This is a genomic window from Polyangiaceae bacterium, assembly GCA_015075635.1.
GTDB lineage: Bacteria > Myxococcota_A > Polyangia > Polyangiales > Polyangiaceae > JADJKB01.
In genome coordinates, this window is sequence record JABTUA010000003.1 from 362,741 (window position 1) to 384,792 (window position 22,052).

The following is a 22,052-nucleotide window of genomic DNA, read 5'->3' on the forward strand; positions in this document are numbered from 1 at the left end:
GCTCGACTTCGACTAGGGTCCGCGCGCCATGACCCTTCGACTGCTCTCGGTTCCGTTCGCCGCGCTCGCTCTCGTCGCTTGCGGTGGATCACCGCCTGCGGAGTCGCCGCCCTCCGGCCATCACCACGGCGCGCACCACGGCGAAGGCCAAGGCCACGGCCACGGCCACGGTGCAGAGCACAAGGACCCCGACAAGCTCTCACCGGAGCTGAAGGACTTCCACGCGGTGCTCTCTCCGCTCTGGCACATGGACAAGGGACCGGGCCGCGCCGACAAGACCTGCGCGGAGGTCGCGAAGCTGCAAGAGAAGGCCGACGGGACCAAGGACGCCGAGCTCACCGCCGCCGTGAAGGCCCTCGGGGACGAGTGCGCGAAGGAAGGGCGCGCGGAATTCGACGCGCGCTTCACCGCCGTGCACGAGCGTTTTCACGCGCTGGCCAGGTGACGTTCGCGGCGAGCTCGAGCAGGGCCCGCCGCGCGCGCCCATGCCGGTCGAGCTGACGGGCGAACTCTTCTTCTCGGACCGCGCCTTTGGCGCGCACCAGCTCGGCTAGAGCGTGCAGCTCGCGGCGGCTCCAGTCGCCGACGCCGGGCAGGGCCAGGGCGAGCGGTGCCAGGCGCTCCCAGGCCAGGCGTTCGGTGCGGGACAGATCCGCGAGTCGCGTGTCGGTCAGCTCGGCGAGCTCTCGGGCGGAGACGCGCAGGCCTCGCTCCCGATCCGAGCCGAAGCGCGCCGCCAGGAAGTCGCTGACTGCGAGGGAAAAGGCGGAGAGTGGAAGCTTGCCCGCGATGTCGTCTCGGGGCTGACCGAGGTAGAGGAAGACGTAGTCCGAGGCCAGCCTGCGGAGCGCGTTCGGGGACGAGCGGTACGCCGGATCGCGCCGGGCGAGGCGCTCCTCGCGTCGGAGCGTGGCGAGCAGGCGGGGGTTCTCCGGGGCGAAGCCCAGCTTGCGGTAGAACCAGAAGGCGCCGGCTCTCAGCGCATCCCGGTTCTCGTGTCCGAGCTGGTAGGGGTGCACCGCGAAGGCGTTCGAGCCGAACAGCTGGTGCACCACGCCCAAGGCGCGCACGTAGTGCTCGCTGGTCTCCACGCCGCGGAAGGTGGTGAAGACGTGGTAGTTCACCTCGGCGGACTCGAACAAGAGCGCTGCCTGGTAATAGCCGACGGGCACGCCGTTCTTGAGCAGCAGGAACACGTACAAGGTCTCGACCAGGGCGCGATGCTCGGGAGCGAGGCCCAAGCAAGCCAAGCTGAGCCCGCCGCCCGCGTCGATGAGCCGAACGTCGTCCGGGCTGGCGTACATGATGCCGTCCAGATCGCGACCGCGGCTGATCAGCGACGTGCGGGCGAGCTCGATGACCTGCTGCCCATCGCGGCGCGAGAGCGGCTCGACCGAACGCAGGCGCCGGCGCACGCTCTGGGCCACGGGCGGGCGGGCCCGCGACAGCGGCCGGCACTGGAACACCGGCTCGCCGCCAGCGAGCCAGGCCGTGCTGCGCGACGGCGAGCCAGGTGCGGCGTCGAGGCGCAGCGGCTTTCCCAGGTCGTGGAACAGGCTCTCGCGCTCGCGCGGGCCCACGCCGAGCGCGGCGAAGCGCCGGATCAGGAACGTCGCGTCGGTCTCCCGGGGGCCTTTCAGTCGCTCGAGCCATTGCCGGGGCGACAAGCCGAGCTCCGGGTCGGGCCACTCCGCGTAGGGTAGGAGCAGCGGCAGCACTTGCTCGAAGCGCTCGCGCTCGCGGCCGGACAGCGCCTGCCAGTCGACGTGGAGCTGAGCCGGCCAGCGCTCGGCGAGCCAGCGCGCCGTGACCCAGTGAAAGGGGAAGTGCAGGCTCGTCCCGGCGATGCCGCTGTCGGACAGGCGCTTCGCGTGCCGCCCGAGGTCCGGGCGCGACGCGAAGACCTCCAGCACCTCGCGCGCCGCGGCGAGCACAGCTGCGTCGTCGGGGTAGGCCCGCAGAAAGCACGCGACTTCGTGAAGGCGAAAGAGCTCGGGCGCGCTCCTCGAGCGAGCCCCGCCGAGCTGCGCCAGGAGCTCGCGCTTCCGCGGCGCGAGCCCCGCGGCGTACTCGCGCGCGATGCGCTCGAGCTCACGGAGCGCGCGCGACGCGCTCGGCCCGCTACGCGCGCGAGGGCTCAGAGCGCCCCCTGCGTGCGGATCCAGTACAGGCCGTAGGCCGTGCCCGCGATCGCCAGCGCGAACAAGCAGAACGCGGCCACGAGCCAGGTGACGCTGCGGCCCTCGGCGGGCGACCCGGATGCCACGGGCGCGAGCTCGGGATTCGCCATCACCGTGGTCGGGACGAAGGAGCTGCGCGCGCCATCTTCACGCGGCGCTCTCGCGATCAGCGGGGCGGGCGACAGCCCGTCGTAGACGCGTTCCAGATCGCCGAGCATCTCGTTCGCCGTCGAGTAGCGGGTCGCAGTGTCTTTGTCCGTCGCGCGCCAGATCACCGGCCAGAGCCGCGAGCTCTGGAGGAACGGCGGCAACGGGATGCGCTCGGGGCGGAGCTGCTCCAGGCAGGCCTCTGCCGCTGAGCAGGTCAAGGTCGGCTCGCCGCTGAGCATTTCGGCCAGCATCATCCCCGTCGCGTACAGGTCCATCGCCGGGATCGGCGTCTCGCCGCGGATCTGCTCGGGTGGCATGTAGCGCGGCGTTCCCACCAGGATGCCGGCGGCGGTCACCTGCGCTTCGGTGCCGTCCACGCTCTTCGCGATGCCGAAGTCGAGCACCTTGATCGAGCCGAGCCGGGACTCGTCGCTGCACACGAACACGTTGCCTGGCTTGATGTCGCGGTGGACGATGCCGACCTCGTGCGCCTCCATCAAGCTCCGCAGCACCTGCATGGTGATGGCGGCGGCGCGGGCCTCGGCCAGCGGGCCCTCGCGGCTCATCAGGCTCTTGAGCGGCTCGCCCTCCAGCAGCTCGTAGACGATGAACGGCATCGCCTGGGACCGCAGGTTGAAGCCGATCAGGCGGATGGTGTTCGGGTGCTGGAGCTTCGTCGCCAGCTCGGCTTCGCGCCGGAAGCGCTCGAGTCCGGCGGCGTCCACGCTCTCCGCCGAGAGCAGCTTCAGGGCGACCCCGGCGCCGTCCTTCAGGTCCGTGGCGCGGAAGACCTGGCCGAAGGCGCCCTCGCCGATCCGCGCGTCCAGCCGGTAGCGGCCGGAGATGACCATTCCGGGGCGGGGGTCCAGATCGTGCACGAGCGCCGCCATCATGGCCCGAAGTGGGCTCGGGAGGCGAGCCTTCGGCTCAGCAGCTCTCGCCGGGCCGCTTGCAGAGCTTGAGGGTGAAGCCCGTGCAGTCGAGCTCCTGCACCGCCTCCGGGCAGCCGAGTATCGAGCACGTGTCCGAGCCGTCGTGGCACTCGAGCCGGCAGCCGCTGCCGTCGTCGCAGTTGACGCTGCACTCCTTGGTCTTGCACGTGAGGTCGCAGCTCTTGCCGTCGCAGTCGAGGGAGCAAGGCTTGCCCGCGCAGGTCATCGAGCACGGGCTCGCCGCACCGCACTTGGTCTCGCAGGTGGTGTCGGCCCCGCAGGTGACGTTGCAGCTCCCGTCGCACTGGTAGGCGCAGTCGCAGCCCGGCTCGCACGCGCAGGCGCCGCCACATTGCAGCTTGCACTGGCTCTCGGCACACATCGAGCACTGCCCCGAGCCGGCGCCTCCTCCGGCTCCCGCTGCTCCACCCGCTCCGGCCACGCCGGCGCTGCCACCGGGATTGCCGCCGGCACCCCCGGTAGCGCTGCCCCCGGAGCTGGTTCCTCCGGTGCTGCCGCCCGCGCCGCCGCTGCCGCCGGCCGCTGGGTTGGTGGACGACGACGAGCAGGCAACGAGCAGCAGCGCGCCCACGGCGACGGCCAGGCGGGTCATGACCCGAGGATAGAGCATCCGGGCAGGCACGCCCCGTGCAAACCGCGGCTACCGTGAGCACCCAACACGAAATCTCCCGGCGAAACCTCGGCTTCCGCTCCCCAAGCTCTGGACTCCGTCCGGACCGGTCCGGAATCGCGAGGCTGCTCCTGGGCCTCGCCTGCTTCGGCTGCACGGCCGCGGTGGACGATCTCGCCGAGGAGCCGGAGCTGGCGGCGCCGGCCGGCGACGAGCTCAAGGGCTGCTACGGCAAGGCGTCGTCCAGCATCCCGGCCTCGGGCGTGTACGTGCTGACGACCTTCGGCGGGCCGAGCGAGCCGCAGCCGCTGGCCTGCGGCGGGCACTCGAAGTCCGGCAGCTGGTACTACGCGGCCTCCCGACAGCGCTACGGCTGCGGGTCTCGCGTCAGCATCTCCGCCAACGGAAAGTGCGTGGTGGCGCAGACCGACGACTACGGGCCGGACGTGTGCGTGGAGAAGGCCGCCGGGTCTCCGATCATGGATGTCTCGCCGCTGGTGGCCAAGCAGCTGTTCGGCACGTCGAGCTGGGGCTGGTCGGACAAGAAGAAGGTCACGGTGGTCGAGGTGGACCCCGACACACCCCTCGGTCCCTGCTCGAGCGCGCCGGCGGGTGGCACCGGCGGCGGCGGAACCGGCGGCGGTAGCGCTGGAACCGGTAGCGGTGGCGGTGGAGCTGGTGGCTCGGGCGGCAGCAGCGGCAGCGGTGGCGCGGGCAGCAGCGGCGGCGCCTCCTCCGGCTCGGGCGGCGGTCAGGCGTGCTCGAGCGACGGCGCGTGCAACCCGGGCAACGACGGCTCGGGCATGATCTGCGTCTCGGGCAAGTGCGTTCCGGGCTGCAAGACGAACGCGCAGTGCCCGGGCGTGAAGACCTGCAAGAACGGGATGTGCAGCTGAGCGCCGAGCCTCAGCGCTGCACGCAGCGGAAGCAGGCGCGGATGGGGAGCGCGCGGCTGGGCGAGGCCTGGTAGTCCGTGACGCGGAAGTACCGCTCGAGCAGGCGGCGGAACTCGCCGGGTGTCCACTGGTGCAGGTGGTACTCGTCGCCGCCCCAGTTGACGCGGCGACCGAGCAACCAACCGACCGGCGTCCGGCGCACGACGCCCTTGAGCCGCAGGATGAGCGGGTCGTTCGGGACCGTGATGACCGCGACCCCGCCCTCGGTCAGGAGCCGCTTCAGCGCGGCCAGGATCGCCTCGGGATCGTTCGTGTGCTCCAGGACCTCCGTACACACGATGCGGTCGAAGCTCCGCTCCGGCAGGTCGAGCTTGTCCACCTCGCCCTTGACGAACTCGCAGTCGTAGCCCGCCAGGTTCTGCCGCGCGGTGTCCAGGAACACGCCCGAGACGTCGATGGCGGTGAGCTTGGCCTCGCGGAACAGGCGCAAGACGTGCCCGCCGCCGGAGCCCACCTCCGCGAGCCGAAGCCCGCGGCACGGGCCGACCATCTCCCGGATGATCGAGAGCCGCTTCTGCTCGATGACCCGGATCGGGAGCGGCGAGCGGGCGTAGTAGTCGTCGATGGGGTGCTCGCGCGCCAGGCGATCGTTCAGCGCCTCGACCCCGGGGTTCACGGGACTCGTCACGGGTCTCCGTATAGCGTCTCGGCGCGAGCGGAGCCAGCCCGGCGTCTCAGGCACGCCGCGCGGCGACGCGGGTGAGGAACTCCGCGAGCCGCGCCCAATACTGGTCGATGTCGTAGATCGCGGCGAAGGCCTCGCGCGCGGCTCGCGAGTACTCCTCGCGGCGCTCGAGGATCTTGCCGACGGCCGCCGGGAGCTCGGCGAAGTCGTCGATCATCTCCCCGCAGCGGTGCCGCGAGAACAGTTCGGCGTAGGACTCGGACGCGAAGCTGATGACGGGGACGCCCGCTCGCAGGTACATCGCGAGCTTCTGCGACGAGAAGGCGGTGATGCGGTCGTTGGCGTAGTCGCGGCGATAGAGCGACAACCCGATGGCCGCGCTCTCGACCAGATCGACGACCCCCGCTTCGTCGAGCAGCTCCGTCGTGACCGTCACGTTGTCCGGCAGGCGGCGCCCCGCCAGGGTCTTCGCGTAGTCCCGGGAGATGGGGCCGTGCAAGCGCATCCGAACGCCGGACGGCAGCGCGGGAGCGGCCGCGAGCAGCTCGTCGGCGAAGCGCGTCGGCCGGATCAGACCCAGGTAGAGCACGCTGCTCGGCTCACCGGCGGGCGCTGTCCGCGCCGTCCTCTCCGCGAGCCGCGGGACGCCCACGGGCAGGAAGAAGACCTCGTCGCTGACGGGCCCATTCGCCGCCCTGAGGGCGTTCCAGCGTGACTGATCCTGGATGATGGTCGCGGCGGCGCGCCGGTGGCTCTCGATCTCGCTCCGGCGCTTCCACTTGAAGCGCGGGTACTCGGGGTGGTCCTCGATGTAGAGCTCCAGGCAGTAGTAGACGAAGGGGACCCCCGACTTTTCCGCGAAGCGCGCGGCGATCTCCAGCCCCGAGCGCTCGATGCCGATGACCAGATCGAACGGCGCCGAGACGCCGAGGTAGCGCTCCGCCTCGCGGTGGGTGTGCGCCGGCGAGATGCTGGCCGGCAGGCCGAGCGCCTGCACGATCGTGTTGCGAACCTCACGCCAGGCCCGCCGGGGCTTCTGGGTCTCGACCAGGTACACCGGCGCCTCGAGCGAGCGCGGATCGACGTAGCCCGGCCAGTCCTCGGGTCGCGACACGAGCACGACGTCGAAGCCCCGAGCGTGGAGCCCGTTCAAGAGGTCCCGCGTGTAGCTCTGGACCGGGATCCCGAGTTGAACGGCCGCGACTCGCATTGGACTCAGCCGCCCAGCGCCCGAAACACGGCGCACGCATTCCAGGTTTGGTCGGTCGGAGGCCGGTGGGTCATCCACTCCGAGAGCGCCAGGGACTCGAAGCCCGCGCCCGCGGCCAGGCCGGCCAGCTCCTCCGGGAACACGTAGCGCATCCGGTGCAGCTCATCGAGCTCGTGCCGCTCTCCGAGCTTCGAGTCCACCACGTCGAAGTGGTAGTTGACGTCCACGATGTGGTCTTGCTCGTGGAGCACGGGCCTGGCCTTGCGCACCACCTGGAAGCGCTCGTTTCCGACGGTTCGCTCCCGCGCCTCGGGACGCTGCGCCATGACGGCCGGCCCGAACCAGAAGTCGAACAGGAACAAGCCACCTGGCCCGAGGTGTCGCCGCGCCGTCGCGAGCGCCGACTCGAGCACGCCCGGCTCCGCCTGGTAGCTCATGACGTGGAAGAGCGAGACGGCGACGTCGAAGCGGCGGCCGAGATCGAAGGAGCGCGCGTCGGCCTGGTGGAGCTCGATGCCGGCCAGTGCCGGATCGCCGCTCCGGTCGAAGCGCTCCCTCGCCCGCGCCAGCATGCCGGCGCTCTGGTCGATGCCGGTGATGCGCCAGCCCTTGCCCGAGAGCGGGATGGCGTGCGAGCCCGTACCGCAGCCGATCTCGAGGAGCGTTCCGCCCTTGGCCCCGTGCCCGCGCAAGAGCTCGTCCACGTAGGCGGCCTCCGCGGCGTAGTCCTTGTCCGAATAGAAGAGGTCGTACCACTCGGAGTACTGGCCGAAGACGCTCATGCGAGCACCTGCCTGACCTTGGCGGCGACCTCTTCGATCTGCGCGTCCGTGAGCGCCATGCCGCTCGGGACGTAGAAGCCCCGCTCGTACAGGCGCTCGGACACCGGGTGCCGCTCGCCGGCGAACAGGCCCATGCGCTGGAGCACGGGCTGGCGGTGCATGGGGCAGAAGAAGGGCCGGGTGCCGATGCCCTCGGCGCCGAGGCGGCGCATCGCCTCCGCCGCGTCGAAACCCACCTGGTCGTCGAGCACGAGGCCATAGACCCAGTAGACGCTCTCCGCGTAGTCGGTCCGCGCGAGCGGCAGCTGCGCTCTTCCGAGCCCCGCGAACAAGGCGTCGTAGCGGGCCCCCATGCGCCGCTTGCGCGCGACGAACTCGTCCAGGCGCTCGAGCTGGGCGAGGCCGAGCGCGGCCTGCAAGTTGGTCATGCGCATGTTCCAGCCCAGGCGCTCGTGGACGAAGCGGCGCCTGGCCTCGAAGCACAGGTTGCGCAGCGAGCGGCAGGTCTCGGCGAGCGCGTCGTCGTCGGTGACGATCATGCCGCCTTCGCCGGTGGTGACGTGTTTGTTCGGGTAGAAGCTGAAGGTCGAGATGTCACCCAGGCTGCCGCAGGGCCGGCCCTTGTAGTTCTGGCCGTGCATCTCGGCGGCGTCCTCGATGACCTTCAGGCCGTGGCGCCGAGCGAGGTCGAGCAGCGGATCCATGTCCACCGGCAGGCCGTAGATGTGGACCGCCATGATGGCCCGCGTGCGCGGCGTGATCTTCGCCTCGAGCTGCCCGACGTCCATGTTCCAGGTGACGGGATCGCTGTCCACCAGCACCGGCCGGGCGCCGGCTCGCACGATCTGCCCGATGCAGGAGATGATGGTGAACGCCGGCAGGATGACCTCGTCGCCGGGGCCGATGCCCAACGCGTCGACGGCCGCGTCCAGGGCAGCGGTGCCGTTGCAGACCGCGACGCCGTGCTTGCGCCCGACTCGGGCGGCGAACTTCTGCTCGAACTCCTTGATGAAGGGCCCTTCCGACGAGATCCAGCCCGTCTCGATGCACTCGAGCAGGTACTTCTTCTCGTTGCCGTCGAGCAGGGGCTCGTTGACGGGGACGGGGCTCATCGCGTGACCTCCAGGATGAAGTGGCAGTAGATGTCCCTGCCGAGCTCGGACTCGTTCCGCAGCGCGAGCAGACGATAGCTCATGCCGAGCGACTCGACGCGACCGAGCACCCGGGTCACCAGGGTCGCTGCGTCGTACTTGCGGGAAGACGGCACGTTCGTGCTGTCGAGCCGCACGTACTCCTTGGCGGAGGGGGGCGAGTTGCCCTTGCCGAAGTGCTCCGGGCTGGCGTACGCGCAGTAGTGCGTGTGCATGTAGAGCGGCACGATCACCACCTTGCCGCCCGGGCGGAGCACGCGCGCCGCTTCGTCGAGAAAGGCGACGTCGTGGTCGCCGGTGAACATCTCGTAGGCGCAGTGGAGCGCGGCGCCCGCCACCGAAGCGTCCTCGAACGACGTGTGGGTCGCGTCCTCGATGCGGTAGTACGGCAGGTGGCGGTAGGCGGCGGGGACCACCCCCAGGTCGATGGCGTGAGCGTCGATGTTCTTGCGTTCCCGCAGCGCCTTCACCCAAGGCGACGTCGCAGCGGCCACGTCCACGAAAACGTCGCCCGGTCCGAAGCGCATCAGCCCCAGGCACTCGCTGGAGATCCAGTGCTCGAGCAGCTTCTCGTCCCAGACCTTGCCGCGGGTCCCGCCGTGGTAGTCCAAGGGGAACCACTCCGCGGCCTGGAAGGCCCGGAAGCTCTCCGGAGAGGGCGCGTAGTCTTGGACCTGGACCCCGAGCTCGGCGAGGGCGCGCTCGATGCTCTCGAGCTCGGCGGGCGTCGGGCTCTCGTATTTCGGCGCGTCGCGGAAGCGCCAGCGGCTGAGGCCGGTCCTGCGCTCGAGCTTGGCGAAGGCCTTGCGCGCCGAAGCACGCAGCGCATTCACGACTTCCACCGGACCTGTTCGGCGCTGATGCCGGAGAACCGGGTCTTGTCTGCCTCGCCGGCGTAGGGGCCCTGCTTGACCTCGACCATCTCGCTCGCCTCCAGCATCTCGAAGCCGTGCCCGCCGACGACGAGCAGGATGACGTCGCCGCGCTCGAGCACGGTGCTCTCCAGGTACTCCTGGTTCTCGCTGTAGAAGTCCACGCGGACGCGACCGCTGCGGATGAACAGCACCTCCTTGGTGAACTGCACCTCGCGCCGGACCGGGTTGTGGACGTGGGGCGGGATGACGTAGCCGCTGGGCCGGTTCATGTAGGCCAGCTGCTGCGAGAACTCGTCGGGCGTGAAGAACCGGATGCCGTCCTGCCGGTAGCTCGCGCGTAGCAATATCGCCAGGGTCTTGCCGTCATGTTCGATGGTTTCGAGCATTGTCTTCCTCCTCGTCGAAATAGTCGGGCCGATGCACCCAGGCGCGCAGCTCGGCGTCGTCGCGGTAGGCGCGCTGATGAAATGCGTGCCCTTCGCGGTGTCCTTCCTTCAGCTCGCGCATGGCTCGGCGGGGGCCGGTCAGCGCGAGCGGCTCGATCACTCTCTGGGTCGCCCAGCTGGCGGCGCGGCGCAAGAGCCTCCGCCCGGGACCGCCGCCCTTGCCCGGCGACGGTGCGCGGAGCGAGGCGTACGAATCGGAGATCCCTTGGTTGTACCCGCGCTGCCGGAAGTAGGCGAAGGTCATGCGCTCCGGCGTGACCTTGTGATAGACGCTCGCGCCGGGGTGGAACAGGCACGTCAGCCCGGACGCGGCGACGTGGCGGGAGACGTGGGTCTCGCCGTCGCCGCGGAAGCGAATCAGCTCGGCCGGCATGCCGTCGGGGTGGAACCCGCCGGCGTCGAGCAACACCTGCCGGCGCACCGAGAAGTTGCAGCCCCAGACCCGCATCGGGCTGAAGGGGCGGATCCAGCCGGGCAGCTCCAGGATGCTCAAGGGCGGCACGGCGCGCCCGCCGTCCGCGGTGGGCCGCTCCCAGAGGCGGGAGAGCCAACGCGGCGGCGGCTCCACGAACAGCGGCAGGTTGTTGCCCCCCACCATGGCGACCTGCGGGTCGGCAAACGCCTCGACGATCGAGGCCAGCCAGCTCGGCAGCGCCTCGATGTCGTCGTCGGCGAAGGTCAGGATCTCTCCACGCGCCGCGCGCAGGCCGCGGTGCCGTCCGGCGTGCAGGCCGGGCTTGGGCTCGTGCTCGTAGCGGAGGTTCTCCAGCGTTGCGTGCTTGCGCTCGACCACCGCGCGCGTGTCGTCCGTCGAGCCGTTGTCGACCACGACGACCTCGAACTCCTCCCGGGAGAGCGTCTGACCGACGAGGGACCCGAGCGCCTGCTCCAGCAGCTTTGCGCGGTTGCGCGTGGGGATGATGACGCTCAGCATCGCTCACCGCGCGACGGCCTGCACGTACAGGCGCTGACAGTCGGCCTCCGAGTCGCACTCGAACAGGTGGCGCCGGTGCAGCCGGTACAGGGCCTCGAGCAAGCGCTGGTTGTTGAGCACGAACAAGCGGTTGCACAGCGCCGTGTCGAGGAGCTTGCGCAGCGCGCCGCGCCGCTCGAACGGGAGCACCTCGACGATCTCGAAGTCTTGCTCCAGGCAGGCCGTGATGCTGGCGACGGTGAAGTGGCGGAAGTGCTTGTACTCGACCGGCTTGTTCGAGTGGGGCACCGTCACGTGTAGGCGCCCACCGTCGTTCAGGAGCGCGCGCGCACCCGAGAGGAAGTGCTGCCCCCGGTCGGGCGGGATGTGCTCGAAGACCTCCATCAGCACAGCCGCGTCGAAGCGACCGAGGGGAGGCCGCTCGGTGATGTCGGCGCGAGCGAACTCTATCAGCGGCAAGTCCCGGTTCATGGCTTGCGCCAGGGCGATGGCGCGGGCCGAGGTGTCCACGCCGCAGATCTTCGGGATGCTGGTGCGGCGACCGATCTCGCGGGTCAGGCGGCCGTCGCCGCAGCCGATGTCGATGAGTGACCGGGGGTTTCCCGTTCGGATGCGCTCGATGACGAGCTCGATGGTGGACGCGTAGTTGATGCCCCAGGTGTCCACGAAGTGCTGCCGGAAGGGCTCCGGGGAGAAGCTCGTCACGTAGTGGTACGGGAAGCGGTACTCGTCCTCCTGCGCGGCTTGGATCGCGGCGGGGTCGCCAGACTCTTGCTCGGATTCAATCATTGGAAGCCCGTGACGAGACGATGGCGCGATAGTCCGCGATCAGTCCCTTGCGTTCGGTCAGGTACAGGACCAGCAGATACGCCGAAATGTTCGCGGCCGCGAGGCCCACCGTGGTCGCGACGGGCCCCGGCAATTGGGGGGCCAGGTAGGTCTTGGTCAGGGCGACGGAGCCCAGCATGAACAGCGTCACCTTGGCGATCGTCCAGCCGATTCTTCCGAGGTGGATGCCGAGCACGCGGTTCAAGAGGTAGAGCTGAAAGCCGAAGCCGACCGCCATTGCCAGCATTCGGGACCAGACGAACACGGTGAAACCCTGCCGGATGGCCACCACGTAGATGCAAACGTAGACGATCAGGGGCAGCCCCATGGCCAGCGTCTCGTAGCGGGGACGGCCGATCGCGCGGTAGGCCTCCCCGTTCATACCGACGGTCCAGGCGATGCCGTGGGACAGCGCGAGCACGCTCATGACGAAGCCCACGCCCTTCCAGCGGTCGCCGAACAGCGCCAGGGAGAGCGGCTCGGCGATGGCGAACAGCGTGAACGCGAAGGGGATGGCGGTGATGGCGAGGATCCGGACGATCTTCTCGAACTCGCCGGCCAGGCGCTTCGGCTCGCCGCCGATGCGCGCGAGGTGACTGTAGAGCACCGGCACCACGGGTGTGAACAGGATCCCGTAGATCATCGTCGAGACCTGGTTGCCGCCGCGGTAGAGCCCGAGCTCGTCGCTGCCCAGGTGCGTGCCGACGATCAGGGAGTCGGCCCAGCCGTAGAACCACGCGAGCAGACCCGACAGCCCGACCCAAGCGCCGAATCGGACCATTTCCCTCGCCGCGGCGGCGTCGAAGGCCCAGCGCGGTCGCCAGCGGCTCATCGCCCACAGCATCACCACCTGGACCGCCTGGCCGATCACGGTGCCCGCAACCAGCGCCCAGTATCCAAGCCCGCCGTAGGCGAGCGGGATGGAGGCCAGACCGGGCAAGGCGACGGTGGCCAGCCGCACCCAGAAGAGCTGCCGGAAGCGCATCTCCTTCTGAAGCAGCGCGGCGTGGATGGATGACACCGCACCGAGCAAGACCTGGAGCGACATCACCCGAAGCACCGGTGCGACCCGTCCGTCGTGAAACACGTAGCTCGCGATCGGTGTAGCGGAGGCGTACAAGGCCAACGCCACGACGGCGCCGAAGCTCACGTTGATCCAGAACGCGGCATTGGCGGCCGTCTCGACGTCCGACTGGCGCTGGATGATCGCCTTGGCCATGCCGGCCTCCCAGAACAGCTGGGAAAAGGCCACCACCATGGTCGCAGCAGTTACGACGCCGAAGTCCGCGGGCGTGAGCAGCCGCGCGAGCACGACGAAGACCAAGGGCTGAATGGCCTTGCTCGCCAGCTCGGACAGGAAAGACCACTTCAGTGAATGCTTGAGGCTCACGGCTGGTCCAGGTGGGCGGGCGGAGTCTACAGCCACGCGCCAATTCTGTCGCCACGCGCTTCCGCCAACGCCGGTATCCTCCCCAGCATTGGGTCGAGGCTGCAACTCGCGATACGCTGCGGTCGAGTCATGCGCTGTGAGGCCAGTGGATGCATCGTTGCGGCGCTCTCCCTCGCCGCTGCCCTCCTCGGCGGCTGTCGTGATCGTCCGTTGTCCACTCCCCAGGGACCCGACCTGACCCAGCTCGTCGCCGCTTATGACGCGCCAGGCGGCGTCCTGAACCAAGGGGTCCTGATCGACGCCATCGGGTATTACCTGGAGCATCGCGATGAGCTGGAGGAGCTGGGGATCGACAGCGAGCTGATCCTCGCCGTCAAGCGCACGTTCGAAGCCGACGTCGACACGGGGAAGGCGTCCGGCGAGCTCGGGGTCCGCCGCGAGGGTCTCAGCGTCTTGAGCGACGGCTTCTTGGTGATACGCCGCGTGTGCCGCGGGTGGGACGACGAAGGGGTGGACGCGCGCGTCAACGGCGAGCTCGACCTCACCGCTACGTTCACGGCCGACGGGCCCGACCCGGTGGTCTGGGGTGGGGCCCGCCAGTGTCGCTATCGGTTCGGGGGGCGTCGAGTACTTCTGGACGCGGCGAGCGACGCCGAGGAGCCCGCGATTCGCCTTCACCTCGGCGACGACATCGGCTTTGGGGACGTGGGGAAGAAGCCAGTACTGTTCTCGCTCGATTTGCGTGCCAGCCTCGACGATTTTTCGATCCCAGTGCAGATCGATTTCAGGGTCACGGGGACCTCGTTACTCGAGGTGCGGGTCCCTGCCGCCGTGATCCCCGGCGCCGGCGGCGACGTCGTGCTCGAGTACGCTGGCGGCGCCCTGATTGGCGCTCGGGCCAAGAACGGACACTTCAACTGCGACCCACTGGCGCTCAAATGTGTCTCCGACGACGGCGCTCCGCTGGGATCTTGAGCGCGCTCGCGGTCGCGCTGACCGCGGCACCCGCGGCCGCCGATCACTCACGCGAGCAACGCATCACGGATGACACGGCCTACACGCTCTCGGCCGACCAGTGGAGACTCGGGCTCTGGAAGGCCGACTACGGCGTGCTCGACCCGCTCATGATCGGCAGCCACTGGTGGGTGTGGTGGTTCCGACTCGCCAACGCCCACGTCAAGTGGCGCTGGTACTTCGACGATCCGTGGGCATTCGCGCTGAACCTGCAGGCGCTGTATCTGGACACCCGTGACCTCGGCTTCCTCGACGAGAACCTGGGGACGGGGCGCCTGTGGGTCGTGACCCAAGAGGCCGCCGCCTCCTACTACGCGAGCGAACGCACGACCTTCAGCGCAGGGCTGGGCTACACCAACGTGACCATGGTCGGCGAGATCAACGTGGAGGCGTTCGACGGAACGGCGGCCGCCGCCGTCGACAACCTCCAGCTCTGGGCGACCGGGGAGTATCGCGTTTCCCGGGTGACCGCGCTGGTCATCCACGCGCGCTATCTGGTCTTTCAACACCTGACGGGGCGAGGCCTCGTTCGCTACGAGCCAGACCAGTACACGACGGTCGAGATCCACGGCGGAGGCAGGAAGCGAGCCTTGGACTTCCCGCACGCGTGGAGCGTCGTCCCTTCCGTGGTGCTGTCGTGGAAGACCTTCAACCTCCGCGCCGGGCTCGGCTACGGCAACTGGAACGTGCCGTTGCTCAACTTCGTGCGTCGCGAGAGGACGCTCATCCCGGATCTGGACGCGTACTTCGTGTTCTGACGAGCTGGCCCCACGAAGCAGGGCCTCGCCGTCACTCCGGGCTCGGCGCCCCGCCCTTCCGGTAGCTCGGATCGTCGCACGCCCGCGCGCACTTGCCGCGCACGCAGCGCGCGACGCGCGCGCACTCGACTGGCTCCGCGCCCGGCAGCGGCGCACCGGGGCACGACGCCTTCGCGCAGTGCTGCTTGCGATACTCGTCGAACCAGTCCAGGTAGCTCCTGCGAACCGGCACGTAGCCCATGCGAGCGTCGCAGCACGGATCCGGAGGCGAAGGTCCGTCCCACACGATCATCGCGCAGTCGTCGTGCTTGGCGCACGCGCCGTCGTTCACCGGCGCGTCCTTCGGCCAGCTCCGCGGGGGCGCCGCGGCTTGCGCCGCCTTCTCGACGCACATCGGCGGCGGTCCCCCGCCACAAGCGCAGGCGCTGCCCGAGCTCTGCGTGCGCTCGGGCACGGCAGTCTCACCGTAGCCCGGGAACGGGCAGTAGCAGCCGCCCTGCTTCCAGGTGCACTCCGGACGCGCGTTGCACGCCTTGGCGTCGGTCTGCTTCAGCCCGACCTCGCAAGGGCCCTTCGGGTCGCGGCACACGTACCTCGCGGGGCCCACGTTCTCGAGCACGCAGTGGGCTGCTGCATAGCACTCGAGACGCGTGAGCGAGTCGCAGCGCGCCGACGTGGAGACGGTGGACGTCGGCGCGGGAGTGGGCTCGGGCTTCGGCTTGTCTCGGCATGCGCCGACCAGTACGGAGATGGCGAGCACCAGGCAGGGGAGACGCACGCGGGCAGCTTAGCCCCGTCGGCCCCGCGCGACGGAAGAACCTTGCTCGGACGCCCGGCGCGTGCGGCCAGCCTCACTTGATCGGCGGCGGCGGCGGCGCGATCAGCATCAGGTTGGAGCCGCCGGGGTACTGGTAGCTGGTCTGGAGCCCGTAACCCATCACCTGGATGCCCACCGGCTCGTCGCTCTCGAGCACGTGGCTGCCGTTCTGCCCGGGGCCGAGCTTCACGCGGGCGAGGGCGAAGCCGCTGGCGATGGGCTCGGCAGCGACCGAGAGCGGCTGGCCGTCGAGGGTCATGCCGGTTCCCGCCGGGTGCACGATGTCCACGTAGCTCACCGCGTAGTCGTCCGGCGCCAGGAACACGTACTTCTTCCGGTACTGCGCCACGGCCGTCATGAAGCTCTGAGCCGGGTCACCCTTCTGCTGGTCGTAGACCGTGACTGGATCCACCACCGTCGCGCCGAGCTGGAAGCTCGCCACGGCGAGCTCGTGGCTGCCGCTCACCTCGAAGCTGGTCGTGGTGATGTCCAGATCGACGACGTCGCCAGCGTTTAGGGAGTCCGGCGCGCCCTTGGGCTTGGACGGCGAGTAGCTGAGCGCGGTTCCGTCCACGTTGCCGTAGAGCCGCACGATGTGGCCCGGCGCGTCGCCGTTCGGTCCCGTGGGCACCGTGACGAAGTAGCGCGTGCCCCAGGTCTCCACCGGGAAGACGCTCTCCTCGATGTGATCGCAGGCCTTCTGGTTCTGTGGCAAGTACACGCACGCCATGCCGGTGACCACCTGCACCGGGGCGGAGGCTTGCAGCAGCGAGCCGCTGAGATCCGTGCTGGGTGTGCCCATCACCTGCACCACCTCGCCGCGGCCCAGGGAGAATTCCAGCGTGCTGCCCGCTCCGTAGGCCGCGAGCCCGCCGCCAGCGGAGATCGCGCCGTTCTTGCTCACCTTCAGCTTCACGGTCGTGCCGTCTTCGGTGCCGGTGACGCTGAAGTAGGCTGGCACGTTGCCGAACGCCCAGCCCTTCATGCCGGGGATGCGGTAGTTGCCCGTGAGCGCCGTGGTCGGCAGGAGCAACGAGGCGTCGTTCGAGTACGAGAGACAGCCGCTCAAGCCGCCGGGGCACTTGTGCGCGGGGCACGAGCTCCAGTCCTTGCCGGGCGGCCCGCCCTCGCCTTTGTACTCGAGCGCGTTGAACTGGTAGACGGTCACCGGCACGCTGCTGGTCAGGTGGTAGGCACCGCCGGCGGCCCGCACGCTCGCCTTCAGCGTGTCGTTCAGGTTGCCGCACTCGTTGACGCTCGGGCCCTTCAGCTCGTCCACCCAGGGCAGGTGGAGCTTGGAGAGCCCGTTCGGCGGGACGGTGCCGCTGGCGACGGGCTTGCCCCCGCGCTCGATCGCGACCTCTGCCGCGACGTCCTGAGTGTTCGCGACCACGACCGTGTAGTCGAAGATCGGCCAAACCGAGTTGGCGGTCACGGTGGGCCAGAAGTCGCAGCCGACGTAGCTCTTCTGCGCCGCCGCCTCCGCGCAGCTCTTGGGGTCGCCGGCGAACACCGTGGCGTCGGGCGCCGCGTCGCTGCCCGCGTCCAGGTGAAGGCCCGGGCCGCCGCCGGAGCTCGCCCCGCCGAAGCCGGCGCTCTGCCCGCCCGCCCCGCCGGGGTTCGGCGCGCCCGCGCTGCCCTCGCCCAATCCGGTGCCGGCTCCCGCCGCGCACCCCACCGAGAGCACCATCCCGAGCGCCCAGAGCCATCGAGTCTTCATGCCTTCCCGAGTGTGCCGCTGCCCGCGGATCGGGCGGCTGACACCGGCTGATTTCGACTGACCGGTTTGACAGCGGGTGCGCGGAGACCGGACGATCCAGGTCGATGACCGCGCTCGGCGAGCTCTTGGCGAGCCTCGAGGCGCTCGGCCGCCTTCCGGCCCTCGAGCTCGGCGCGGTGGCGGCGGCGCTCGGGGGCGAGCCGCGGGTCACGGACGGTCCCGCCGACAGGGTGTTCGGTCCGCCCACCCGCTGGTGGCTGATCGAAGGACCGAGCGAGGCGTTCGCCGAACGGCGGTTCGAGATCCGCGGTGCGGGTTTCGACCCGTTCGTGCTGCTGGAGCTGCCGCTGGCGAGCGGCACGCACTTCTCGCTCGAGGACGCCGAGCCCGCCGTGGGCTCGCTGCCGTGCTCGTTCCGGATCGACCACGCCAGCTTCCCCGGCGGCCCGCGCATCACCGGCACCTCGTACCAGTTCGCGGTTCCCGCCGGCACGCTCTGGCTCAGCTTGGCGGACGCGAGCCAGGCGCGCTTCAGCGGCCCGGCGCTCGGACGCCAGTACGATCGGGCGCTGAACCCGAGGCCGAGCGGCGCTCGCCTGACGAGCGTCGTGCTGAACAACGAGCGCTCGAAGCTCGACCCTCGGGTCACGCTCCGCAGCATGCGGCGGCGGACGTGATACGCTGTCGGCCATGACCAAGCTCCGCTCCGTCGCACTGGCCGGCGCCGCAGCCCTCGGCGCGCTCCTCGTCGCTCCGCGCGCCCACGCCGAGGCGTGCAACCCGCCGCGCATCCTCCTGGTGATGGACGCCTCGAGCTCGATGCTCGGGCAGATCCCCGACGGAGCCGGCACCACGACCAAGTGGAAGGCCGTTCAGAGCGCCGTCGCGGCGGTCTTCAAGGCCTACCCCGACGCCGCGCAGTACGGGCTGATGACCTTCCCGGGTCCGAGCGGGCAGTGCTCCACCGGGACGGTGACCGTGCAGATCGGCCCCGGTACCGGCTCCAGCATCGAGAGCACGCTGACCGGCATGACCATCCCGTCGAACAACCAGACGCCGGCCGGACAGAGCCTGGTCGCCGCCTCGAAGTACGCGGGCATCACCAACCCCAGCAACGCCAACTACGTCATCTTCATGACCGACGGCTGGCAGTACTGCTCCATCGCCAACACGACTGGCGCGCCGACCTGCGCGACCAGCGCGGACTGCACGGCGATGAGCGTGTCCCCCTGCCCGAGCTGCAACTCCTGCCAGTCTTCGAGCACCGATCCGGCGTGCAGCGGCAAGAACGCCGACGGCTGCTACTGCGTGCGCAGCTGGCCGATCAAGGGCGTGGAGGCGCTCAAGGCCGCCGGCGTGCCGACCTACGTGGTGGGCTTCGGCGCGGAGACGGACGTCGAGACGCTGAACAAGGCGGCGCAGGCCGGCGGCACCGCGCTAGCCGGCTGCAACCCGAACAGCAGCTCGCCGAGCTGCTACTTGCAGGCGACCTCGCCCACGGAGCTGACCAACGCCCTCGCCTCCATCGTGCAAGCGGTCGTCACCGAGAAGTGCCAGGGTCCGTGCGGCATCGAAGGCACGCGCACCTGCACGGCGGCGGGCTGGGACACCTGCAACGCGCCGAGCACGCAGGCCTGTCAGACCGCGTGCGGCGCCGGAACCCAGACCTGCACGAACGGCGTGCTCGGTCCCTGCGAGCCCGGGTGTCCGGACGCCGGCACGGGGGGAACTGCGGGCAGCGCTGGCGCCGCTGGCTCTGCCGGATCTGCCGGCGCGGGCGCAGTGGGCGGCGGCGGCGGCGCAGCGGCGACCGGCGGCACGGGCGCGCTCGATGCCGGCATCGACGCCGGCGGCGGCACGGGCAAGGCGGACGACAGCGGCGACGATGGGGGCTGCGGTTGCCGCACCACGAGCACCCGCTCGCACGGCGCCTGGCTCCTCGGGCTCGGCGCGCTGGCGCTCCTCCGGCTCCGGAGAGGCCGGCGGAGCTAGTCAGTACTCGCTCAAGCAGATCCGCGGATACGGGTCGGGTGGCTTGGGCGGAGCCACCTCGGGCACGGCGCTGCGCCCCGGCAACTCGGCGTCTGCCGCTTCCTCTTCAGGCGCCGCGTCGGGTGCGGGCACGATGATCTCGGCTTGGGTCGCCGGCGCCTGACTCGCCGGACGTTGCTCCGCGGCGCAGCTTCCGGCGCCTGCGCTCAGGCCCGCACCGGCCACCGCCGCGGCGATGAAGCGCGCGCGGCGGGCGAGGATGGCTCTGCGATCGTCTTCCATCGGGTCCCCTAGCGCGGGCAGTGCGCCGCGCAGCCGCCCTTGCCTTTGCACTCGTTCTTGCCCGCGCAGTCGTTCAGGTCGGTCTTGCAGCTGCCCTGCCCCTTGCACTCGTTCAGGCCCTTGCAGCAGCTCTTGCCCTCGGCGGCCTCGGGGCAAGCGCCCTTGCAGCCACCGAGGGCCTTGCAGTCGTTCAGGCCGGCGCAGGCGTGCGAGCCCTCGACGCGGCAGGCTCCCTTGCCCTTGCAGTCGTTCTTGCCGGCGCAGCAGTTCGGATCGGACCGGCCGCGCTCGGCCTCAGCGGTGACCTCGGGCCCGGCGAGAGGCTCGTCTTCGACGGCGGGGACCGCGGGAACGACCACGGTCTCCGCCGAGGCGGGAGCGGCGGCCGGCTTGCTCGCGCTCGCGCAGGCGCCCGCCAGGAGCCCGAGGGCCGCGGCCCGAGCCAGAGAGCGCGCGCGCGTTCCGGTCATCGGTGTCAGAGTATCGGTCGGACGCCGCCGGCGTCACTTCCCTTTGAATTTGCCCCCGGGATGTGACAGGTGGGTCTCGCCTGCGCCCGTAGCTCAGCTGGATAGAGCGCTGGATTTCTAATCCGGTGGTCGGGGGTTCGAGTCCCTCCGGGCGTGCCAACCTCAGCCCAAGAGCGCGCGCAGCGTCGGCTCGTGGGCGTCGCTGTCCGCTTCGCCTTGGGCGATCACCGCTTCGACGTGCTGGCCCTCGGTGTAGTCCCAAGCGCTCACGGCGATGGGACGTGTGGGGGCGACGTAGCGCCGGTGCTCGTGCCTGGGCGGGTCGGACCAGGGTTTGGTCAGCACCACCAGATTCCGGCGCACGCTCGGGACCTGCTCGGTGACGAAGGCCGGCGCGTTGTCGATCAGGCCGCCGTCGATCAACCGCTCACCGCCGATGCGGCCCAGCGGAGTAAACGGTGGCGTGGCGGACGACGCGAGCACCAGCTCGGCCAGCTCCTCGGGGGTCTGACACTCGCGCAGGTCGTGCACCAGCGGGCGAAAACCGGCGCGGGTCGCGAAGGTCCGGTGAAGGCGCCGCGGATGGAGGCGCTGCTCGAGCCGATAGCTGCCGATCCCCAAGAGCAACGCGGCGGCGGTGGGCAGGCGTCGCGGGATGCGAGCGGTGAGCGCGAGCACCGGGAACGGCTGGGCGCGCAGTCGCTCGAGGCCACCCTCGCGCATCGCAGTGAGGAGCAGCTCGCGGTAGATGGGCCCGTGAGGCGCCGGGTTCTCGCCCCGCAGCAAGCGCCGCGCGTCGAAGTTCTTGCTGAGGCCCCGGCGCAGCTCGTGCCAGCGTGCCTGCGTCTCGGCCTGGCGTCCCGAGAGCAGCACCACCGCCACGCAAGCACCGGCGCTGCACGCGGCGAGCGCGGCGGTGCGTGGCAAGAGCCGGTCGCGCCAGCGGTTCATCAGCCCGAGCTGGTAGAAGGCGCGGTTTCCTCCGCCAGCGAAGGTCAGGCCGAGATCGCGGGTCGCCACCGCGGAAGTCTTGCCACGATCGAGGCGCGCTTCCAAATGTGCGAGCCTCGGGGCATGCGCAGCGTCCTTCTGTTGGTGGGTCTCGTCGCCCTCGGTTGTGGGGAGGACGACGGCGGTAGCGCCGGGACCGGTGGGGGAGTCTCGACCGGCGGAACGAGCGGCGGCAGCGGTGGCGGCTCGGGCACGGGCGGCAGCGCGGGCGCCGGCGGTAGCGGAGGCTCCGGCGGCAGCGCGGGGAGCGGCGGCAACGCCGGGAGCGGCGGCAGCCTCTCCGACGCCGCCAGCGACGCGCCACCGGTCGTGTGCGACTTCGCCTCACCCCAGCCGCCGCCATCGGGAGTGCTGTGGGCGGCGCCGCTCGCGGCGAGCGGCGCGGGCACGCTCGGTGGCCACGGCCACGACGACGGCAAGGGTCCGGTGGGCTTCTGCGCTGGGACCAAGCTCGCCGGCCAGCCCTTCTATCGGCTGATCGCCGCGGGCTTCGAGACCGACGACCCGGCGGTGAAGAGCGGACCGCTCCCGGTGGACTTCTGGAAGAACCCCGCGAGCTTCACGGGCGTCGGCGAGTCTGGAGGGCGCATCAACGTCTACATCCAGATCGTCGATCAGAGCGACAAGGTGCTGAACGTCACCACCAACCCAGAGATCAAGATCCAGAAGACGATCTTGGATGGCCCCACTGAGAGCCTGTCCCTCGACAGCAAACCCGCGAACGAGTTCCAGACCAACTTTCCCATGACCGGCGGCGGCACGCGCTACGGCGTGGCCATCGAGGGCGCGAGCGATCGGGTCATCAACATGCGCCTCCCGGTGAACCACCACGTGACGTACGTGCTGGTGTTCCGCCGCGAGAACGGCTGAATTGGGACACCTCGGGTTTTTTCGCTAG

General features: G+C 70.2%; 24 protein-coding genes and 1 tRNA gene. 8 read left to right on the plus strand and 17 right to left on the minus strand.

Features of this window, described 5'->3' with window-relative positions; all coding sequences use genetic code 11:
* Nucleotides 1-28: 28 nt before the first annotated feature.
* A complete protein-coding gene (locus HS104_32245; protein MBE7484625.1) occupies nucleotides 29-445 on the plus strand; it encodes a hypothetical protein in 417 nt (138 codons plus the stop codon).
* Here HS104_32245 and HS104_32250 read toward each other — a convergent pair.
* The 3 genes from HS104_32250 to HS104_32260 all read right to left on the minus strand — a co-directional run bounded on the left by HS104_32250 (nucleotide 405) and on the right by HS104_32260 (nucleotide 3,875).
* The gene (locus HS104_32250) at nucleotides 405-1,934 is read right to left on the minus strand and encodes a hypothetical protein (protein ID MBE7484626.1); all 1,530 of its coding nucleotides are present in this window, start codon (nucleotides 1,932-1,934) and stop codon (nucleotides 405-407) included. The genes HS104_32245 and HS104_32250 overlap by 41 nt on opposite strands.
* Nucleotides 1,935-2,137: 203 nt before the next feature.
* Nucleotides 2,138-3,223 carry a serine/threonine protein kinase gene (locus tag HS104_32255; protein MBE7484627.1) on the minus strand — a complete coding sequence of 362 codons (1,086 nt, stop codon included), beginning with the start codon at nucleotides 3,221-3,223 and terminating at the stop codon, nucleotides 2,138-2,140.
* Between the two features lie 34 nt (nucleotides 3,224-3,257).
* On the minus strand, nucleotides 3,258-3,875 hold the full coding sequence (locus tag HS104_32260) for a hypothetical protein (GenBank protein ID MBE7484628.1): 618 nt from the start codon (nucleotides 3,873-3,875) through the stop codon (nucleotides 3,258-3,260).
* Nucleotides 3,876-4,057: 182 nt separating this feature from the next.
* Here HS104_32260 and HS104_32265 point away from each other — a divergent pair, with 182 nt between their 5' ends.
* Nucleotides 4,058-4,789 carry a hypothetical protein gene (locus HS104_32265; protein ID MBE7484629.1) on the plus strand — a complete coding sequence of 244 codons (732 nt, stop codon included), beginning with the start codon at nucleotides 4,058-4,060 and terminating at the stop codon, nucleotides 4,787-4,789.
* A 10-nt stretch (nucleotides 4,790-4,799) separates the two neighbouring features.
* Here the strand turns inward: HS104_32265 and HS104_32270 are convergent, their stop codons facing one another.
* From HS104_32270 to HS104_32310, 9 genes are read right to left on the minus strand one after another with little or no spacing between them, the layout of a single operon-like run.
* Nucleotides 4,800-5,477: a methyltransferase domain-containing protein gene (locus HS104_32270; GenBank protein MBE7484630.1), complete on the minus strand. Its 678-nt coding sequence runs from the start codon at nucleotides 5,475-5,477 to the stop codon at nucleotides 4,800-4,802.
* A 46-nt stretch (nucleotides 5,478-5,523) separates the two neighbouring features.
* Nucleotides 5,524-6,684 (minus strand): hypothetical protein, encoded by a 1,161-nt coding sequence (locus HS104_32275; protein MBE7484631.1) that lies wholly within the window; start codon nucleotides 6,682-6,684, stop codon nucleotides 5,524-5,526.
* Nucleotides 6,685-6,689: 5 nt separating this feature from the next.
* On the minus strand, nucleotides 6,690-7,466 hold the full coding sequence (locus HS104_32280) for a class I SAM-dependent methyltransferase (GenBank protein ID MBE7484632.1): 777 nt from the start codon (nucleotides 7,464-7,466) through the stop codon (nucleotides 6,690-6,692).
* A complete protein-coding gene (locus HS104_32285) occupies nucleotides 7,463-8,578 on the minus strand; it encodes a DegT/DnrJ/EryC1/StrS family aminotransferase (GenBank protein ID MBE7484633.1) in 1,116 nt (371 codons plus the stop codon). The genes HS104_32280 and HS104_32285 overlap by 4 nt, the downstream gene beginning before the upstream one ends.
* On the minus strand, nucleotides 8,575-9,459 hold the full coding sequence (locus HS104_32290) for a methyltransferase domain-containing protein (protein MBE7484634.1): 885 nt from the start codon (nucleotides 9,457-9,459) through the stop codon (nucleotides 8,575-8,577). The genes HS104_32285 and HS104_32290 overlap by 4 nt, the downstream gene beginning before the upstream one ends.
* Nucleotides 9,447-9,878, minus strand: a complete 432-nt coding sequence (locus HS104_32295) for a hypothetical protein (GenBank protein ID MBE7484635.1) — start codon at nucleotides 9,876-9,878, stop codon at nucleotides 9,447-9,449. Before HS104_32295 ends, HS104_32290 begins: the two co-directional genes overlap by 13 nt.
* Nucleotides 9,856-10,872 carry a glycosyltransferase family 2 protein gene (locus tag HS104_32300; GenBank protein ID MBE7484636.1) on the minus strand — a complete coding sequence of 339 codons (1,017 nt, stop codon included), beginning with the start codon at nucleotides 10,870-10,872 and terminating at the stop codon, nucleotides 9,856-9,858. The genes HS104_32295 and HS104_32300 overlap by 23 nt, the downstream gene beginning before the upstream one ends.
* Before the next feature lie 3 nt (nucleotides 10,873-10,875).
* Entirely contained in the window at nucleotides 10,876-11,661 is a 786-nt protein-coding gene (locus HS104_32305) for a class I SAM-dependent methyltransferase (protein MBE7484637.1), read from the minus strand.
* On the minus strand, nucleotides 11,654-13,090 hold the full coding sequence (locus HS104_32310; protein MBE7484638.1) for a lipopolysaccharide biosynthesis protein: 1,437 nt from the start codon (nucleotides 13,088-13,090) through the stop codon (nucleotides 11,654-11,656). The genes HS104_32305 and HS104_32310 overlap by 8 nt, the downstream gene beginning before the upstream one ends.
* Before the next feature lie 210 nt (nucleotides 13,091-13,300).
* Here HS104_32310 and HS104_32315 point away from each other — a divergent pair, with 210 nt between their 5' ends.
* A complete protein-coding gene (locus tag HS104_32315) occupies nucleotides 13,301-14,065 on the plus strand; it encodes a hypothetical protein (protein ID MBE7484639.1) in 765 nt (254 codons plus the stop codon).
* Nucleotides 14,062-14,862, plus strand: a complete 801-nt coding sequence (locus tag HS104_32320; GenBank protein ID MBE7484640.1) for a hypothetical protein — start codon at nucleotides 14,062-14,064, stop codon at nucleotides 14,860-14,862. Before HS104_32315 ends, HS104_32320 begins: the two co-directional genes overlap by 4 nt.
* A 31-nt stretch (nucleotides 14,863-14,893) precedes the next feature.
* Here HS104_32320 and HS104_32325 read toward each other — a convergent pair whose 3' ends face one another.
* Together HS104_32325 and HS104_32330 are read right to left on the minus strand one after the other, a co-directional pair.
* A complete protein-coding gene (locus HS104_32325; GenBank protein ID MBE7484641.1) occupies nucleotides 14,894-15,640 on the minus strand; it encodes a hypothetical protein in 747 nt (248 codons plus the stop codon).
* A gap of 73 nt (nucleotides 15,641-15,713) precedes the next feature.
* The gene (locus HS104_32330; GenBank protein ID MBE7484642.1) at nucleotides 15,714-17,399 is read right to left on the minus strand and encodes an IgGFc-binding protein; all 1,686 of its coding nucleotides are present in this window, start codon (nucleotides 17,397-17,399) and stop codon (nucleotides 15,714-15,716) included.
* Between the two features lie 104 nt (nucleotides 17,400-17,503).
* Between HS104_32330 and HS104_32335 the strand changes: the two genes are divergently transcribed.
* Nucleotides 17,504-18,076 (plus strand): hypothetical protein, encoded by a 573-nt coding sequence (locus HS104_32335; protein ID MBE7484643.1) that lies wholly within the window; start codon nucleotides 17,504-17,506, stop codon nucleotides 18,074-18,076.
* Between the two features lie 13 nt (nucleotides 18,077-18,089).
* Nucleotides 18,090-19,391 carry a VWA domain-containing protein gene (locus tag HS104_32340; GenBank protein MBE7484644.1) on the plus strand — a complete coding sequence of 434 codons (1,302 nt, stop codon included), beginning with the start codon at nucleotides 18,090-18,092 and terminating at the stop codon, nucleotides 19,389-19,391.
* Here the strand turns inward: HS104_32340 and HS104_32345 are convergent, their stop codons facing one another.
* Both HS104_32345 and HS104_32350 read right to left on the minus strand, forming a co-directional pair.
* Complete coding sequence (locus HS104_32345) at nucleotides 19,392-19,673, minus strand: hypothetical protein (GenBank protein ID MBE7484645.1); 282 nt, start codon at nucleotides 19,671-19,673, stop codon at nucleotides 19,392-19,394.
* 8 nt (nucleotides 19,674-19,681) lie between these two features.
* Nucleotides 19,682-20,143, minus strand: coding sequence for a hypothetical protein (locus tag HS104_32350; GenBank protein MBE7484646.1), 462 nt, complete (start codon nucleotides 20,141-20,143; stop codon nucleotides 19,682-19,684).
* Nucleotides 20,144-20,225: 82 nt separating this feature from the next.
* Here HS104_32350 and HS104_32355 point away from each other — a divergent pair.
* Nucleotides 20,226-20,302: transfer RNA gene (locus tag HS104_32355), tRNA-Arg, on the plus strand.
* 3 nt (nucleotides 20,303-20,305) lie between these two features.
* Here the strand turns inward: HS104_32355 and HS104_32360 are convergent.
* Nucleotides 20,306-21,163 carry a patatin-like phospholipase family protein gene (locus HS104_32360; GenBank protein MBE7484647.1) on the minus strand — a complete coding sequence of 286 codons (858 nt, stop codon included), beginning with the start codon at nucleotides 21,161-21,163 and terminating at the stop codon, nucleotides 20,306-20,308.
* A 54-nt stretch (nucleotides 21,164-21,217) separates the two neighbouring features.
* On the opposite strand from HS104_32360, the gene HS104_32365 reads away from it, so the two are divergent.
* Nucleotides 21,218-22,024 (plus strand): hypothetical protein, encoded by an 807-nt coding sequence (locus HS104_32365; protein ID MBE7484648.1) that lies wholly within the window; start codon nucleotides 21,218-21,220, stop codon nucleotides 22,022-22,024.
* The last annotated feature ends 28 nt before the right edge of the window (nucleotides 22,025-22,052 follow it).

Coding starts and splice junctions, on each gene's coding strand:
- HS104_32280 (MBE7484632.1), bottom strand. CDS start 7,466: ATGAGCGTCTTCGGCCAGTACTCCGAGTGGTACGACCTCTTCTATTCG.
- HS104_32345 (MBE7484645.1), bottom strand. CDS start 19,673: ATGGAAGACGATCGCAGAGCCATCCTCGCCCGCCGCGCGCGCTTCATC.
- HS104_32335 (MBE7484643.1), top strand. CDS start 17,504: ATGACCGCGCTCGGCGAGCTCTTGGCGAGCCTCGAGGCGCTCGGCCGC.
- HS104_32245 (MBE7484625.1), top strand. CDS start 29: ATGACCCTTCGACTGCTCTCGGTTCCGTTCGCCGCGCTCGCTCTCGTC.
- HS104_32330 (MBE7484642.1), bottom strand. CDS start 17,399: ATGAAGACTCGATGGCTCTGGGCGCTCGGGATGGTGCTCTCGGTGGGG.
- HS104_32365 (MBE7484648.1), top strand. CDS start 21,218: ATGCGCAGCGTCCTTCTGTTGGTGGGTCTCGTCGCCCTCGGTTGTGGG.
- HS104_32295 (MBE7484635.1), bottom strand. CDS start 9,878: ATGCTCGAAACCATCGAACATGACGGCAAGACCCTGGCGATATTGCTA.
- HS104_32260 (MBE7484628.1), bottom strand. CDS start 3,875: ATGACCCGCCTGGCCGTCGCCGTGGGCGCGCTGCTGCTCGTTGCCTGC.
- HS104_32350 (MBE7484646.1), bottom strand. CDS start 20,143: ATGACCGGAACGCGCGCGCGCTCTCTGGCTCGGGCCGCGGCCCTCGGG.
- HS104_32340 (MBE7484644.1), top strand. CDS start 18,090: ATGACCAAGCTCCGCTCCGTCGCACTGGCCGGCGCCGCAGCCCTCGGC.
- HS104_32285 (MBE7484633.1), bottom strand. CDS start 8,578: ATGAGCCCCGTCCCCGTCAACGAGCCCCTGCTCGACGGCAACGAGAAG.
- HS104_32255 (MBE7484627.1), bottom strand. CDS start 3,223: ATGATGGCGGCGCTCGTGCACGATCTGGACCCCCGCCCCGGAATGGTC.
- HS104_32305 (MBE7484637.1), bottom strand. CDS start 11,661: ATGATTGAATCCGAGCAAGAGTCTGGCGACCCCGCCGCGATCCAAGCC.
- HS104_32275 (MBE7484631.1), bottom strand. CDS start 6,684: ATGCGAGTCGCGGCCGTTCAACTCGGGATCCCGGTCCAGAGCTACACG.
- HS104_32300 (MBE7484636.1), bottom strand. CDS start 10,872: ATGCTGAGCGTCATCATCCCCACGCGCAACCGCGCAAAGCTGCTGGAG.